The sequence below is a fragment of the Mucilaginibacter sp. OK268 genome (assembly GCF_900103125.1).
Lineage (GTDB): Bacteria > Bacteroidota > Bacteroidia > Sphingobacteriales > Sphingobacteriaceae > Mucilaginibacter.
In genome coordinates this window covers 104,648-119,354 of the sequence record NZ_FNJV01000004.1, presented here as the reverse complement: position 1 = coordinate 119,354, position 14,707 = coordinate 104,648, and the positions used below count along the sequence as shown (strand labels likewise).

Here is a 14,707-nt window from a genome sequence, read left to right as displayed (position 1 = left end):
CAAACATTTATGCAAAGCACGAACTTCTCTTCTTTGACTTACACTAAACTACAAGCATAGCGAATCCGTATATATACGCACAAAAAGCAAACGAACTTAGTTGGTCTCTTTTAAAATATTTCTCATTATTTCGTTAGCAGTGCTTTTTACATTTATGATTCTTAAAAAGAACATTATTAGAACGAATGGAATAAAGAATAATATATGATAATCTTGAATAAAACTAGAAATGATCAAAAAGAAAATTAAGGAGATTTCACGCCACGAAGATGCATAAAAGTAGAAGTTTACCTTGGTGTCCTTTTCAGGACTAATTAGAAACTTCCCTCCGTCCACTTTTCCAAAATACTCACCCCGTGTAGTAAGCAACCAAAATTTATTTTTAAATTCTGTACAATTTTCGGATACATCAAATATTATATATCCACGTTTATCCAATTCGAAACCTATTCTTTTGAAGACAATTTCCCGATTAATTTCCGTTTTTTGTGAAATATGATATTTAATTTTCATCATTGATTATATCCTCCATTAATCCACCAATTTGATATTGGTCCAGTATTTTTTTGAATAGGCCCGTCATACATTGGCGAACCTAATAAAGTAGTAAAACCGGGATTAACTGATCCCATAACGTTAGGGACCCCAGGGCCGGCCCCTATAGACCAGCTTGTATAAGTAGTTGAAGTCCCATATGATCCGGAAAGAAAACCAATATTACCTCCTGTTTCAGTAACAGGCCCGGCCCAATCCGAAAAGGTAGGGTGGTATCCATTTTTTCCTGAAACATTGAAATAGTTTATTGAGCCTGACCCCTGAAAAATCGTGTATGATTTGTACACAGTCTTATAAGCCATTGTCCAGCCTTTATTTGTTGTAATTACCCCATATTCAATTGCCCCCGCTTTATTAGCAATACCACCGGCTACTATCACGGAAAATCCTTGTATAATATATCCATATTTCGCCAGTTCCTGTGCGTGGGGCCCCTCATCCAGATTAGTGACAACTTTGGTGTTTCCAATATCTGCATCTATAAATTCAAGATGAAAATTAGTAATTCCCCCGGTAGTTTCGTTCAAAAGATAAGAAAATGTGTAATGGGACGGAGCATTATTCTGTGTCTCCGCCTGTTTTTGCGCACTTATGCTTTCTATTTGCGCCTGGGCTGTCGGGTTCAGAAAGGCATTTGGTGCGCTTAAGAAATTCAGCCACATGGTTTCTGCCTCGGAGGTATTTCTGGGGTCATACTGTGATAAAGCCTTAAAATATGCCTTAGCTTGTAGGGACACCAGATCATTATAGCCATAATATTCAGCAGGAGGCGGGCCGTAATGATTCTCAATATCGTCGCCCGTCGGGTCATTCAAGCCTACAGGATCATTAAATGCAAAATTATAGGGTGTCCATCCCGCATATTTATCAACCATAGGGTCAATAGCGTTAAACCGTCCTAATTGTGGATCGTACTCCCGGTAAAAAGTGCTGTAGCTGTTTTCAAATCCCAAATCATCCTGTAATTCAGATCCACCGTTGTATAACTGTTTATTAGCCGTTGTGCCTTGCGCCGTACGTACAACTATCCCCTGCATGGTCATGCCAAAGGGGTAATATTCATTTTCCTGGGTTATCGCCGCAACTCCAGTGCCATTATCATGGAAACTTACGCGCGTATTGCCTAAATTATCTTTAATAAAATATTCATAGGTAAAAACGGTGGCTGTTGTGTTGGACAATGCCCGGCCTTCTGCTGTATTAAAACAGGTTAATAACGCACTTCCTGTTCCAGTGGTGGAATACATAAAGCCATCCAGGTAATCATATGTATTAATAGGGGAATGAGCGGCGTTGTACACCACCTTACGTATCCTGATACCCGATGCATCATATGTATATTCAATTGAACCTCCACCGGTAATGGCGACTTTACTCACCTTATTTATGTCATTATAACTAATGATTTCCTTTTTATTGGCATCAGCTGTCAAGTTGCCGTTTGTATCATAGCTATATTCATTAGCTGTACTGGCACCATCATTAAATCCCAGTGTATTGGCTGACGCATCCGAGACGCTGGCTATTTGATTGCTACTATTGCTGTTCTGATAGTTATAGGTAAGGTTATCCATCGCTACAAATGCCGTTGCACCTGACGCAAAGATATTTCGTGTTAGCGATTGAATATTGCCATTATTGTCATAGGAGCCAACAGATTCGTTATAACCATTTACTTCAACATTCCAGGCAGATCCGCTGTTTGCCGCGTATTGCGCATTGGTTAATCTGTCGGCAGCGTCATAAGTATAAGTATAGGCACGCTGCCTCACCGGGTTTGTTGAAGCTGAAAACTGATCATTCGCTTTCCATTTTATTTCCGATATTTTACCATTATACTTTGGCGAATTAGTTAAGCCTGTACCATCGGCCTCGTTATACAAAATAGTCATACCAAATAAATCGTTTGTATCGTTATTCGTTGACCCTCCGTCAGCAGTTAAGGTACTGTTGTTGATACTGCTTAACCATCCCCTTATATTATATCGGTAATCAACTGTTTGTAGGTAAGTACTGCCGCTAACTAGCCCCAGTTTTTTATCCTTTAATTGTCCTATTTCGTTATACTCATATTTTCCTATTACCTGATCCGTTGCAGCGCCATTAACATTTAGCGCAACCTGAGTGAGTCTGTCCATCAGGTCGTAAGATATCTTGTTGATTACCGTTGTATTGCTTAGCGATTTTACCTGTTTAGTTTGAGTGATATGCCCACCATAAATATCAACGGCATTACTGGTTACATCCAATGCGTTTTGATTAACCAGGTTATTGGCTTGGGTTTGTATCACGTTACCAAATTGATCGTAAAACAGAGCCTGTTTTATCCAGCCTCCGGCATTTCCGGCAGGGCTAATTACCCGACTCAGGGTGCCCGTTAACAGACCGCTATTATCTGCTGCGGCGGTGGTCGCAAAACTTGTTTGACTCGGGTTTACATACTGGTTTACCGGAGTACCGGTATTATTAAAATCATAATCATCATAGTAATTAATTTTAAGAACATCGGCATCTACTACATTGGTCGGAAAACACTGGTTACTGTATCCATAGGTAGTTCCGGACTGTCTTTTCTCAAAGGCAAAGGTCGTAGCATTATCATAGGTTAGCCCGTCGAGGTAGTTTTGTAATATTTGCTGCTTTGTGCTGCCGGTAGCTCCGGGCGGGGCACTGTACCTGTATAAACCCGTCATGATTACACGGTTTGCCTCATCATATTTAGTATAATACCAGCTATCAGTGGCATAGGCCCCGCGTACGCGACCATCCTGCATCAATACCAGCCGGTTATTGCTGTCGTAAACCATGTAAACAGCCGCTGCCCCAGGTGCTTGTTTGGTAACTAAACGCCCCTTTATATCATAAGTATAAGCAGTTGCCCAGGCACTAATAAATGTGGCATTAAAGGCTGGAGGAGATGCACCATAAATTCTTTTTACTCCTTCCGGCGATACCTGGTATAAAAGATTTCCAGCATCATCATAAATATAAATGGTTTCCAGCCAGGTAGTGGTACCGGCCTGTACCTTTTTTGAAACTAACTGGCCAAGTCTATTAGTAAAACTTAAAACATGATTTCCATTTTCGTCTGTTATATCATTTACAGATAATTGGGTTTCTGCATAGTACGAATTGGATGGTCCTGTAGCCGTCCATATCATAATGTTATCGGCGGCGGTATTCAGTCTAAACTGACTTTTAACGGTATGACTACCAAGTTGCCAGTCGCTACCGGGAGCACCGTTTTCCAGTACCCTTTGTAATGGTGAATTGTCATAAACCACTCCAGCATAGGGCGCATTGTCTGTAGCAATTTGTTGTCCACTGGTTTGATAAAAGGATTGCTGGGCGGCTGCCGGATTTGTCTGTAGTGAACCGTTGGTGGTTGTGGATGCATAAGGTAAGTATTGTTTGGGCTGGTGGCCATATTGGTCGTAGACCATAAACTGGACGATATCCTTCTGCAAGGGGCTGCCCTGTTGGGTTATACGTTGTATAGGCCTGCCTAGGCCATCCATATAGGATATTTGTGTTTGTGCGTTGCTGGCATTAATTTGGGTTTGACTTGTAATACCTACCACTTTAACAATATCGGTACGTATTGCATTATTCAGGATCAGGTTTGGATCATCCGCTTGTTGGTCCTGGCTTGTTATGGTAACAAAAAAACTAGGGTTAGTCGAATTTGGGGAAAATGAGAAACCGGGAGCCAGGGTAACACTATGATAGGCCTGATAAGATGTACCCTGATAACTGGATACAGTTTCATCAATTACGTATTTTACACTTTGTCCATAAATTGGGGTGCTGAGAACTGTTAAAATAGCAACAAAACACAAATTTCTATAGTATTTTAAATTTGTCATGATTCTCATATTTGATTATTTGTTACAGTTCGGAGCCAGGAATATTATTTTTGCTGTTGTAATAGCCACTTTTTGCAAGGCCTGTGGTAACATAGTGCAGCGCAGTGTGTAAGTTTTGTCTGAGCTTACAGATCCATCAGAATTAAGTGGTACACTTACCGTCACCGTGTTTGACCTACCCGGTAGCGTAACCCAGGTATTGGGCGCTGTATCATAAGCCTGTTCCCACAAAAACTGATTAGTGTAATTCCCTATAGGTGTCGCTGTAAAGGTGTCAGTACCTAAGGGGTTACCTCCGACTCCTTGATCACCATATCCTATAATTTGCTGTGTGCACAGGTTATAGGCAACAATACCGGTAATATGAAGTGCAAAAGCCAATTGGGTGTTAACTGTGATAGTATGGGTCGTTGTTACAGTTCCATATAGGGAATGGGTAAGCGTTAGTTTAACGGTATAATTACCAGCCGTTGTATATGTATGGCTCGGGCTTGTACCGCCATTAGCCAGGGTACTTCCATCTCCAAAATCCCAATTCCTGACGATCCCAACGGGTTCGCAGGGATCAACGGGACCATTTAAGAAACTAACGGCGGTATTTGTATTCACCGTTGCAGGCATGCTGAATAACGCATTTAGGACGAAATCACTTCGATAACTATAAACCAATCTCTTTAAGATATTTTGATTCTGATCAGTAACGATCGTGGGCCTGCTCAAACCGTCATATGCATAAAAAGTGGTGTTACCATGGGGGTCGGTATCAGCAATTTTTAATTTATTTTGATATCCTGTCAAGATAACCTGAGCTAGTTCGGGGTGGAAGAGCATGTCGTCGACATTCACTGGAACATTACTGTTCTGTACCTTGATGCTGAAAGTAGAATTTAAATTATTGACGGGTATTCTGATCCTATAATAGGTCCATACGCCCGTTGTATTGGTATATGTTATTACACCGCTGTTGGAATGACTGGCTGCATCTGTTAAAGTAACTGTCATCGAACCGGGATTCGTAGTACTTATCCAGCACGAGAAAGCGTAATATAGTCCGGGGCCTTTATTGATCACACTTTTTGTAAATGTAAAATTCGGTGGTGCCACTAATAAACCTTTACCAATCCTTCCGTTTACAAGAGAGTAAGCGGCAGTTGGAGATTCATCAAAACTGTGGAGTGTGGTAAATGTTGGAAAATCGTTATCAAAATTGGAGTAAAGCACCTGGTTAGCCAAAGCGTTTTTAATGTATGCCACTGGTTTTAAACCCGTGATATCATAAAGCGTAGCTGTTAAATTCTGATGTCCGTCATCGTGTGAAACAGGATTCCCCCCTTTGCTGTATTCCTGAATATTAACAGTTATCTGATACCGCGTATCATTGACAAATTGATTATTGCTGTTGATCGTAGAAGGGGTAAAATTAGTTAATGGCGCATTTGTTTTTAATATCAGCATTTGCGACGGCAGAACCTTATTGGTAAAACTTGCCGTTGTATTTGTGATTTGTGGATTAGCGACAGAAAATATATTAAACTTATTCAGCTGGGCCGCGTTTACCTGTTCACTTTGTCCAGGTTTTGTTATTGAAGATACTTTTTCAATAACCGTATTATTCATATAGTTTGTTTTCAACGCTAAAATCCCCGCTGTTACCGGATCGGTATTGGTAGACGCCGTATAATCCTGCGGATAGGTATACTTTGTTTTATAGGTTGTAGCATTAGTGCCATCATTACTTGTTGTCGTTTGTGTACTGCTTAATAAGGTGTGGTTGGTGCCATTATAAAATGCATCTTTTTCAACGGTTGCCGCCTTAACGAAATTTGTACCCGGATCATACGTTTTTTCTATGGTTGTCGTCTGGTATTTATTCATCGCGGCTAATAACCGGTATTTACCATAAGCAAATGCTTTAGTGTTGATATCATTTGAGCTATAGGTAAAATAATCACAGGTCAATCCATAAATACTTACCGGGGAAGTATTTTGGTATACGGGTGTGTAATTGTAATCGGTTCGCTTAATTAATTGCCCGGTTTCATTAAAGACCTGGGCATTTTGCAGTACCCCCCTTTCAAAACTATAATTAGGGTTTGTTGGATAAGGGAAGCCATAATAACCATCTGTCATTAATCCCTGGCTCATGCATGTACCGGAAGAAGGATTAGTGGTAGTTGCATATTGTGAATAAGTAGACTGCCATTGATTAGGTGCTGCGTACTCTGGAGATGTCAGCTGTGCATAGGTTGCGGGGTTACTATACTGGTATACTATTTTGCCTTTACCGGCCTGGCTTTCTGTACCGGATTGATATAGCACATCTGGTGAATCAAAATCATAAGGGTTCAAGTCATATTCAAAAAGGGCAGTAAAAAATCTGGCCTGGGTTGGCTGATCACTATATTCGTTGATGGTATGAAGGGCTCCACCGTAATCTGTATATACTGGTATAGAGAAAGCAAATTGCGGCCGGTTTACCAATAAGCCTCCGGAATAGGTGTAGTTTTTTACAATATCGCTGCTGGCATTTATCCCATCATGAAGTGTTACTGTTTTTGCCCTGATGCCTCCTCCAAAAAATGTTTGATTTGTTCTCGCATCAATATACTGATTAGGTTCATAATCAATTTTAACACTACCACCCGTTGGAAAAATAACCCTGGATAGGGAGCCTGCTGTAATTGCACCAGGGCTCACCGTACGATCTGCACCACCTGAAAGTGCATTAACTACTCCTGTATAACCCGGTATCTGTTGCAATCTATATCTTTCTTGCAATGGTTCATTAGGATACATATACAAGTTAGGCACTAAGGTGGTCGCCTTATTTCCATTAAAATATCCCCAATAGTCCTGTTGGCAATAATCTAAACTTTCCGAAGCAGAAACAGTACCTTGTGGCGCGGGCAGTACTGTGATAGGAGCAATCCCGCGAAGTGTCGTTCCTAAATATTCAAATTCATAAGGTGGACTTACAGTACAATTATTGGCAAACTCGTGAAGAGACTGTAAAAAATAGTATCCCCCTACATTTATCGTATTTAAGGAAATTGTTTTAATAAGATTGCTGGTTATATAAACTTGAAAAGCCGTTAATGTCAGTTTAGTTTGGTGATTTGTGTTACTCGGACCGTTGTTTGCTCCAGGGTTATATATATTGCTTGCTCCGTAGACAAAATTAATCTGCTCATTATCAGGAACAATACCGGGATAACTTATCGCTACTGATTCAGATATACCCGATAAAAGCTTGGTATCCGTTATCGTTTTTGTGTAAAATAGTTTTTTTTGATACCAGCTGTTCGATGTATTATTGTTGGCAAGGTAAATATCTGTCGACGGAGGGTTAGTATACACCGTATCTATTACTTCCAGATTGATATTCGTTCCGGGCTGCTGGCCGCCATAACTTAACAGTAGTGCCCCTCCAGACGGGGAATTTACAGCAGTCAAGCCCCAAGCCGTGGTATAAGTAATCGGCTGGGCATATTTTATTAGTTTATCTCTTAAATAATGTACATTATTGATAACATCAGCCGGTGTCACCGACAACGTAATGGTACTGGTCGGCATAAAAGTATATTGCATACCATTATTTGTGGTAATGGTAAATGAAGCTATTGAACCGGAGGCTGAATATGATGGCTGAATATTCAGGTCACTATAAGGCAAGGTTCGGATAACTTTATTATTGTCGAACATAAACTGGCCGGAATATCCACCGAAATTAAAATTGAATACATCGGGCTCTGTGTCCGCATTGCTATTGACCAATGAATTTAGTGTATTATAGTTGGCAACATCTCCACTGCAGTCCGTACGGCTTTGAGGAGTAAAACTAAGTACCCGGGGAGAACCGCTTCCATATAACCAGCCCATTCGTGTATCTGTGCCCGTGCCTGTATAATCATCCGGCAAACTTTTCACCGAGCGGGTTATTGTACCACCGGCATCTATGCTCCAGCCAACGCCGATGTTATAACCATCATTGCCGTATGGCTGAGCTATCTTAACGCCTTGATGATAGGATAAACTTATCGGAATAGAAACGTCTCCATTTTTAATTTCATGGATCGGTATATTAATATAGGGATTACCAGTCTGTAGATCTACGGGCACTCCAATTTGGGCATAGCTAGTTCGGTAAAGCGTAGAACTCAATAAAATAATATAAAAGATTTTTCTCATTTTGAAATCTGATTCTATAAATGATTCAACTGAAAGATTAATTGTTAGGCTTAGTCATTTTTAATAGGACTTCTTCCAGTTTATGAATCCGTTCATCCTGATTTTGAAGTTTTATCTCCTGTTCTTTTTCCTTTCGGTCCTTCTCAATCAGATACAAAGTCAACTCTTCCACTTTTTTCATCAGCAGCTGATTCATCTCTCCCACATTAAGCCCATTCTTTATCATTTCCTGCTCAGACGGAATGCCTGGCAAATGCTGATTTTTATCGATATAATCTTTGACCCCAATTAATGGAAGAAGCGGGTAATCTTTTTTAAATACATAATCACTCCATCCACTCAAATCGATATTCACCTGTTTGGCATGAATAGTTCCGTTAACATCTAATTTATTTTGAGGAATTAGTGTACCAATGCCAACGTTCCCTCCATGCAATACGGTAAATACCGCAGTGCCGCTATTATTACTTAGGTAAATTCCATTTGTTCCAGCAGCCAAATATCCAGGAGTCGCGTCTCCGAACCGGATGTTATTGGTCAAGCTGGAACTGCTGACAGTGATGTCAAGCTTCGCCGCCGGAGCAATCGTACCAATCCCTAAATTGCCTTGCTTTAAGGTGAGATAAGTACTTGCTGCTGAACCCCATGACTGAACGTCTGTTGTTGGATCTCTTTCCCACCAGGTCCGCGTATCGGTTTGCGGCGTTATATAACTTCCATCTATCGAAATGGCGTCATGTAACCTGGCTGTCGTAAAATCGCTTCCTGCCGCATTTCTGACCAACCATACATTATTTTGTACATTATTAACAGCCGCTCCTCCGGTAGAGCTCAATAACATGTTATTTTTGGCTACACTGCCTAAGGAGGTAGATTGATAAATGGTCAGTTTAGCGTTAGGATTATTACTACCAATACCGACATTCCCGGTATTCGTATTGTATATATTGGTGCCGGTTGTCCATTGAGCCCGGGCAAATGGGGAAACAAACAGAAGCGCGAGAATGATCAGGTTTAACTTTTTCATAATTTATATTTAAAAAGGATCGTACTGAAATTGAGGGTGTGTTTGACCATTGATCATTCACGAAATGACTAACCAGGAAATAACAATCCCATGACGCATAGTAGAATACGCAACGAAATATTGTCGGGATTATACCTTATGAAATATCTGGAAGGAAAGGTTTCATATTAGTGTGATGGTTTTAGGTTGAGGTAATTGTATTTTTTAGTGTGTTTTTAACAATTATCATTTCAACTAAAGCTAAAAAATTTATTAATAATATACAATAGCCAAGCAAATTTTATTTTTGTGAACAGATTTATTCTGCCTTATTGCTAAAGACGGCAAAAGAAAGCACCAAGATCTGCTGCCTGGGTATCGGCGACAATACTAAGATTAGTCGGTTTTGCAAAACGTTATATTATACATTAGTAGATAAATGCACACACTATCCCATTTTCGACGCTTAGGCAAAAAAAGCGAAAGGCGGATGAAATGTCAAGGCCGAAACACAATTAAAAACAAATAAAAAGGTTTCGTTTATATAGCCTTGACATTTCATTCCGCCGGTCGGTAACTTTGCCGGTTGCGGTAAAATGGAAATAAGGAAAAAAAGGAGGGTCAGAGGAACATATCTTATGCCTGCGTAACGGCGAAGTCGATAGCATAACGAACCCGGTGCTATAGCGGATAATGTAATAAAATCGTCGATTATCGTAGCTGGATGATTCCAATGGAAAATGTGTCTTACTGATTTTCAGCAACGAGGCGATAGAAATTAATCAACTCCCTCCTGCCAATATTGCCGAAGCTGTCACGACTTAGTTTTATTTCATATCTTCAATAAATTGCTTGTAGATCCCTTCGGCCGTTTGATTAAACCTGGTTACTCGCATTGCCAATATTCTCACTGATCCCTCATCAGGATCAAATGCGCTATTATATCTTGATTGTGAATAGGCGTTTTGTAGTAATGTATACAATTGTACTCCCTCAGTAGTATTAAGTTCAAACACATCTTTCAATTCATCGGTAAATAACAGAGTAAGCCTTAGCAATCTTGATAAATTATACATTTGTACCCGGTAACCTATGACGGCCTGGATAATGCCTTTTAACGTGCTCTCTACCGATTGGTGCAGCAGGAATGCCGCAAGACGAAAATTGTTATCTGCCAGGTATAGCTCTGCTCCTCTTAAAAATTGCGCTCCCTGTATCCCCCATCTTTCCCAATTGAATTTCACTCTTTCTAATAAAATCTCTTTGGCTATTTTACGCGGCTCCGGCAATACCAAATCAGGTGATTGATAAACCATAGTTCCATTTTCCATAGCCTTAGTCCAAAAGCGCCTGCCGATATCGAGAGCTTTCTTTGCACTGCTAACCTTATGGACTATCGCATGTAGGTTAGTCAGATGTCGGCAGTTATCTTCGATTTTATTGCTAATTTCATGTTCCGGTGTTTTTTCTTCATCAGCTATTAGAATCAACATGTAAAATGTAAAAGGCTTTGGATGTATCCCTAAATGAATGATCATCCTAACCAGTGGGCAGCATTTTAAAATCAGGTTCTGTAACTCCTCTAAAGCCAGTTTTTCTGCCGTTGTAGGAGCAGGGTTTATGATTCTTAACGCAGTTGGCTTTGTAACTGTTTCGGTTAAATCAATTTCAATCTTGCTTTTTTTAAATTCCGGTTTATCGCTTTCCCGTTGATGAATCAACCACGCAGCTGCATATAGTTTAATTAGATTTTCGTAAACCATAATAACCTCGCCTGCATACAGGCCCTCGTCGTCTGCCTTATTGTATAGCGCCGCATGTGACCATTCATGTAGGTAATCCCTGTATTCTTGTGGTTTAATTTTACTAAAGACTTTCTTAACGGCTTTATAGGGATCAAGCTGTTCTTTCCTGGAAATATTCTTAGGAAAATATGTCCACCTTTCTTTTTCTTCTTCCAGTTGGGCTTTTGTCAGCTTTTTCTTACGATAAGAGAACTGTTGATGGTTGATGAGCAGTAAATACATAGCCTCTAAAATTCTTAAATTGAAATCATAAATAAAAAGTAAGCTGCCTGGGCCATGACGTTCGTCTTTATAATGCTCGTTATTGACTACGTAATAACGCCATTCTTTTAACCTCTTGGTATGACCTTTTACTGAATCAGCACTAAAAAAATCAGCTACAACGGCCAATGGGTTTTCAACCTCGTAATGGCGAAGTGTTTTTGGGTAATGTTCCCAGGGGGCATAAGTTCCGGTGTACATAATGATCTATTTTAAACCGGCCTCCATTAACCGGCAACACAAAAGAATAACACACTCTACCTGTACCGAACCATAGGCGGTTGTATTTTACAAATAGGCAGTTGTTTTGTACATTTACATATAAACGATATTTTTGAGACATGGCAGAATCTACAGTACACATCGGAAGGAAAATTGGACGCATTCGTGAATTAAAAGGTATGAAACAGGAGGTACTTGCCGCTGCTTTAGGAATTAGTCAACAAGCTATTTCTAAAATTGAACAGAGCGCTGATGTCGAAGAGGATGCCCTCCAAAAAATCGCTAATGTATTAGGTGTCCCATCTGAAGCTATCAAAAACTTCAGTGAAGAAGCTGTATTTAATTACTTTAATAATTTTCACGATAATAGCACAGGCGATTTTCGGCATCATTGCACATTTAATCCTTTAGATAAGTTAATGGAGCTAGTAGAAGAAAATAAACAGCTTTATGAACGCCTGCTCCAGGCTGAAAAAGAAAAGAACGAATTGCTAAATAAGAGATAGTTTTAATGTCAGTCAAGTATGGATTTCAGACAACAACTTTACTATGGCATATTGCTCAGAAGTATAAAGGCTAAGTTTGATCATGATGCTTTTACCAGGCTATTCTCGTTTAACTCCGATTTCATTTTAGTAAAACTATTGAAAAGCCTCTTAGAAGCCAAGCCGGACAACCGGATCGTTTACGAGTTGCATGCCGAAATTTCCCAGCAAGGCTATAATTGGTTCAAGGGAGAGATCTATCAATTCATCAGCGATAAGAGTTTCCTTCTCCGAAAAGAAATTGCTACAGCTTCATTAATGGAGGACATGATTGACATGGGCTTTCCCTGCTCAGAGATACTCGATCTCGTATCCAAATCATGCGGTAACATAAAACCCCTTTGCATTGTAGAATAACCCATCATTTGTAGCTTTACCAAAGTTCAATTATCGCTGGTATTTGTACCAGCGAGTTTACCTGTTTATACAAGTGTTCACTTATATAAACAGGTAAAGCATTTATTTATGCTAAGTCAGAAATTAAAGTGGAAACGGTTCGATTTCCGCTTAGCGTACTGAACGGGAAAGACGATTTGGCAATCGATCTTTCCCGTTTTTTTTAGCCCCTAATGCATTGTTAATCTGAAAGATAAGTGCAACTGCCTCGTTCAATCTTCCGGTTCGATATTCACTTTTGTCAAATCGCAGTTTTTCCCGAAATATCGAACCGAGTATCTCTCTTTTTTTCAGAACATTGCCTTGTAAATAAAGATTCCTCAGATCGGAAAGCGCCTCTATTGCTTGAAAAAGCATTTTATCCAAACTCGCAAGGTTTGAACTTTGTAATTTTACATCTGTAAGATTGATTTCTAATCTTTTGATTTTTTCTGCACAATCCTTTTTCATGATCACGAAATCTTCAGGCTCTACTTTCCCATCAAATAAGAGTTCTCTTGCATTTATTTTGTTTTGTCCTATAAAGAATAAAATCAAATATAAAAACTGAATATATGCTGCCTATTTAGTTTTAGAACACTGCGTTGCTTGTTGCAATAATTTTGAATTTTCAGTTACCTTTAAAATGAATTACAGCGTCATCAACGGCACAATGATTTAAAAATTCTTTTGATGCCCTAGAGATGAATTTCAGTCCGATCTTTATAATCCGTGCCTTTTTAACCGGTTATGAATACTAAAAAAATGTAAGAAATTAAGTTTCCGATCCCATGAATGATCCAACCTGGATAGATACTGCCTTTTCCTTTTTTTTCATTTAAATAACAGGCCAGATAGCCAGATGTCCCGGGCAATAAAAATGCAAAGCTCAGAAAGGCTGGAGTCATACCAGGAATGCTCAGGAATAATAAGACATGCATCGCTCCGAATATAAAGGCTTGTATAATATTACCGGTCTTGTATCCCAGCCAGGTGATCAATCTTTTAGCGATAAACCCTCTGAAGAATATTTCTTCGGCTAAAGCTGTTTTAATGAAGGCGACGATGAGGATCAACAGGATTCTATTTGCTCTCGATGTGAGAAGCCTGATCTGTTCTGGTACAGTACCTTTGCCCGCCGCTATTTGTCTTATTACGGGACTGGCATACATAACGGCTATTCCTATACTGCCAAGAATAAATCCCGATAATACAGCAAGTGTTATTGCCGGGTAGGTTGTTTTGTGAATGCCAGTATAGCCGAAAAATCCCTTGACTGTTTTATTGATAAGGAGATAAACCAGGAACGGAAGAAACGCGAAAACTAACAACTGGACAATAGCACCTATTAAGCTAATTATAATCATATAATGACAATTAATTTTTTGACCTGATTATGAATTAAGGCCAGTGATGTTCAACAACTTGCCTAAGTGGATTTCAACGCTCAATATAATGTTTTTAATTGGGTAGCTTAAATGAAAAAAAGCAGGTCCAGATAAAGTAATGAGCAAGTTTCGGGTTGATTATTATGTTGATATGCCTTAGGTTTGTTTGATATGGCTAAAGATTTAACGCTTAATTACTATCGTATAGAAAAGGCGATAGACTATGTAGTAACTCATTTTAAAGATCAGCCCGATCTGGACGCTATTGCTGAACGGGTTAACCTTAGCCTGTTTCATTTTCAGCGCTTGTTTTTGGATTGGGTCGGTCTTACCCCAAAAAAGTTTCTCCAGTACCTTACGGTAGATTATTTAAAAAGCAAGCTATATGAAACCCATAATGTTATTGAGGCAATTTGCAGCGGAATCAGGTGTCAACCGATCCATGAATCAGGTGGTCAATATCAGCGGAATATCCATTCGTCCTAATCGTTCAGTG

General features: G+C 39.6%; 10 protein-coding genes. 3 read left to right on the top strand and 7 right to left on the bottom strand.

Annotated features, from left to right (window positions below; translation table 11 throughout):
- Positions 1-96 precede the first annotated feature (96 nt).
- From BLR84_RS15200 to BLR84_RS15180, 5 genes are all read right to left on the bottom strand, one after another.
- Positions 97-516: a hypothetical protein gene (locus tag BLR84_RS15200; protein ID WP_090469668.1), complete on the bottom strand. Its 420-nt coding sequence runs from the start codon at positions 514-516 to the stop codon at positions 97-99.
- Complete coding sequence (locus BLR84_RS15195) at positions 513-4,421, bottom strand: DUF6443 domain-containing protein (protein WP_176852078.1); 3,909 nt, start codon at positions 4,419-4,421, stop codon at positions 513-515. Before BLR84_RS15195 ends, BLR84_RS15200 begins: the two co-directional genes overlap by 4 nt.
- A gap of 15 nt (positions 4,422-4,436) precedes the next feature.
- Positions 4,437-8,609: a PKD domain-containing protein gene (locus BLR84_RS15190; protein ID WP_090469663.1), complete on the bottom strand. Its 4,173-nt coding sequence runs from the start codon at positions 8,607-8,609 to the stop codon at positions 4,437-4,439.
- A gap of 37 nt (positions 8,610-8,646) precedes the next feature.
- Complete coding sequence (locus BLR84_RS15185) at positions 8,647-9,636, bottom strand: hypothetical protein (RefSeq protein ID WP_090469658.1); 990 nt, start codon at positions 9,634-9,636, stop codon at positions 8,647-8,649.
- Between the two features lie 806 nt (positions 9,637-10,442).
- Positions 10,443-11,882: a HEPN domain-containing protein gene (locus BLR84_RS15180; protein WP_090469655.1), complete on the bottom strand. Its 1,440-nt coding sequence runs from the start codon at positions 11,880-11,882 to the stop codon at positions 10,443-10,445.
- Positions 11,883-12,022: 140 nt separating this feature from the next.
- On the opposite strand from BLR84_RS15180, the gene BLR84_RS15175 reads away from it, so the two are divergent.
- Together BLR84_RS15175 and BLR84_RS15170 are read left to right on the top strand one after the other, a co-directional pair.
- A complete protein-coding gene (locus BLR84_RS15175; protein WP_090469652.1) occupies positions 12,023-12,409 on the top strand; it encodes a helix-turn-helix domain-containing protein in 387 nt (128 codons plus the stop codon).
- An 18-nt stretch (positions 12,410-12,427) separates the two neighbouring features.
- Positions 12,428-12,805 (top strand): hypothetical protein, encoded by a 378-nt coding sequence (locus BLR84_RS15170; RefSeq protein ID WP_090469649.1) that lies wholly within the window; start codon positions 12,428-12,430, stop codon positions 12,803-12,805.
- A 150-nt stretch (positions 12,806-12,955) separates the two neighbouring features.
- On the opposite strand, the gene BLR84_RS15165 is transcribed toward BLR84_RS15170, so the two are convergent.
- Positions 12,956-13,381: a hypothetical protein gene (locus BLR84_RS15165; RefSeq protein ID WP_090469646.1), complete on the bottom strand. Its 426-nt coding sequence runs from the start codon at positions 13,379-13,381 to the stop codon at positions 12,956-12,958.
- A gap of 182 nt (positions 13,382-13,563) precedes the next feature.
- Positions 13,564-14,190, bottom strand: coding sequence for a CPBP family intramembrane glutamic endopeptidase (locus tag BLR84_RS15160; RefSeq protein WP_090469643.1), 627 nt, complete (start codon positions 14,188-14,190; stop codon positions 13,564-13,566).
- Between the two features lie 192 nt (positions 14,191-14,382).
- Here BLR84_RS15160 and BLR84_RS15155 point away from each other — a divergent pair, with 192 nt between their 5' ends.
- The gene (locus BLR84_RS15155) at positions 14,383-14,697 is read left to right on the top strand and encodes an AraC family transcriptional regulator (protein ID WP_090469640.1); all 315 of its coding nucleotides are present in this window, start codon (positions 14,383-14,385) and stop codon (positions 14,695-14,697) included.
- Positions 14,698-14,707: the final 10 nt, after the last annotated feature.

Bases quoted from the DNA above. Each gene is read 5' to 3' on its own strand.
- BLR84_RS15200 (WP_090469668.1), bottom strand. From the start codon at position 516: ATGATGAAAATTAAATATCATATTTCACAAAAAACGGAAATTAATCGG.
- BLR84_RS15175 (WP_090469652.1), top strand. From the start codon at position 12,023: ATGGCAGAATCTACAGTACACATCGGAAGGAAAATTGGACGCATTCGT.
- BLR84_RS15160 (WP_090469643.1), bottom strand. From the start codon at position 14,190: ATGATTATAATTAGCTTAATAGGTGCTATTGTCCAGTTGTTAGTTTTC.
- BLR84_RS15170 (WP_090469649.1), top strand. From the start codon at position 12,428: ATGGATTTCAGACAACAACTTTACTATGGCATATTGCTCAGAAGTATA.
- BLR84_RS15185 (WP_090469658.1), bottom strand. From the start codon at position 9,636: ATGAAAAAGTTAAACCTGATCATTCTCGCGCTTCTGTTTGTTTCCCCA.
- BLR84_RS15155 (WP_090469640.1), top strand. From the start codon at position 14,383: ATGGCTAAAGATTTAACGCTTAATTACTATCGTATAGAAAAGGCGATA.
- BLR84_RS15190 (WP_090469663.1), bottom strand. From the start codon at position 8,609: ATGAGAAAAATCTTTTATATTATTTTATTGAGTTCTACGCTTTACCGA.
- BLR84_RS15195 (WP_176852078.1), bottom strand. From the start codon at position 4,421: ATGACAAATTTAAAATACTATAGAAATTTGTGTTTTGTTGCTATTTTA.
- BLR84_RS15180 (WP_090469655.1), bottom strand. From the start codon at position 11,882: ATGTACACCGGAACTTATGCCCCCTGGGAACATTACCCAAAAACACTT.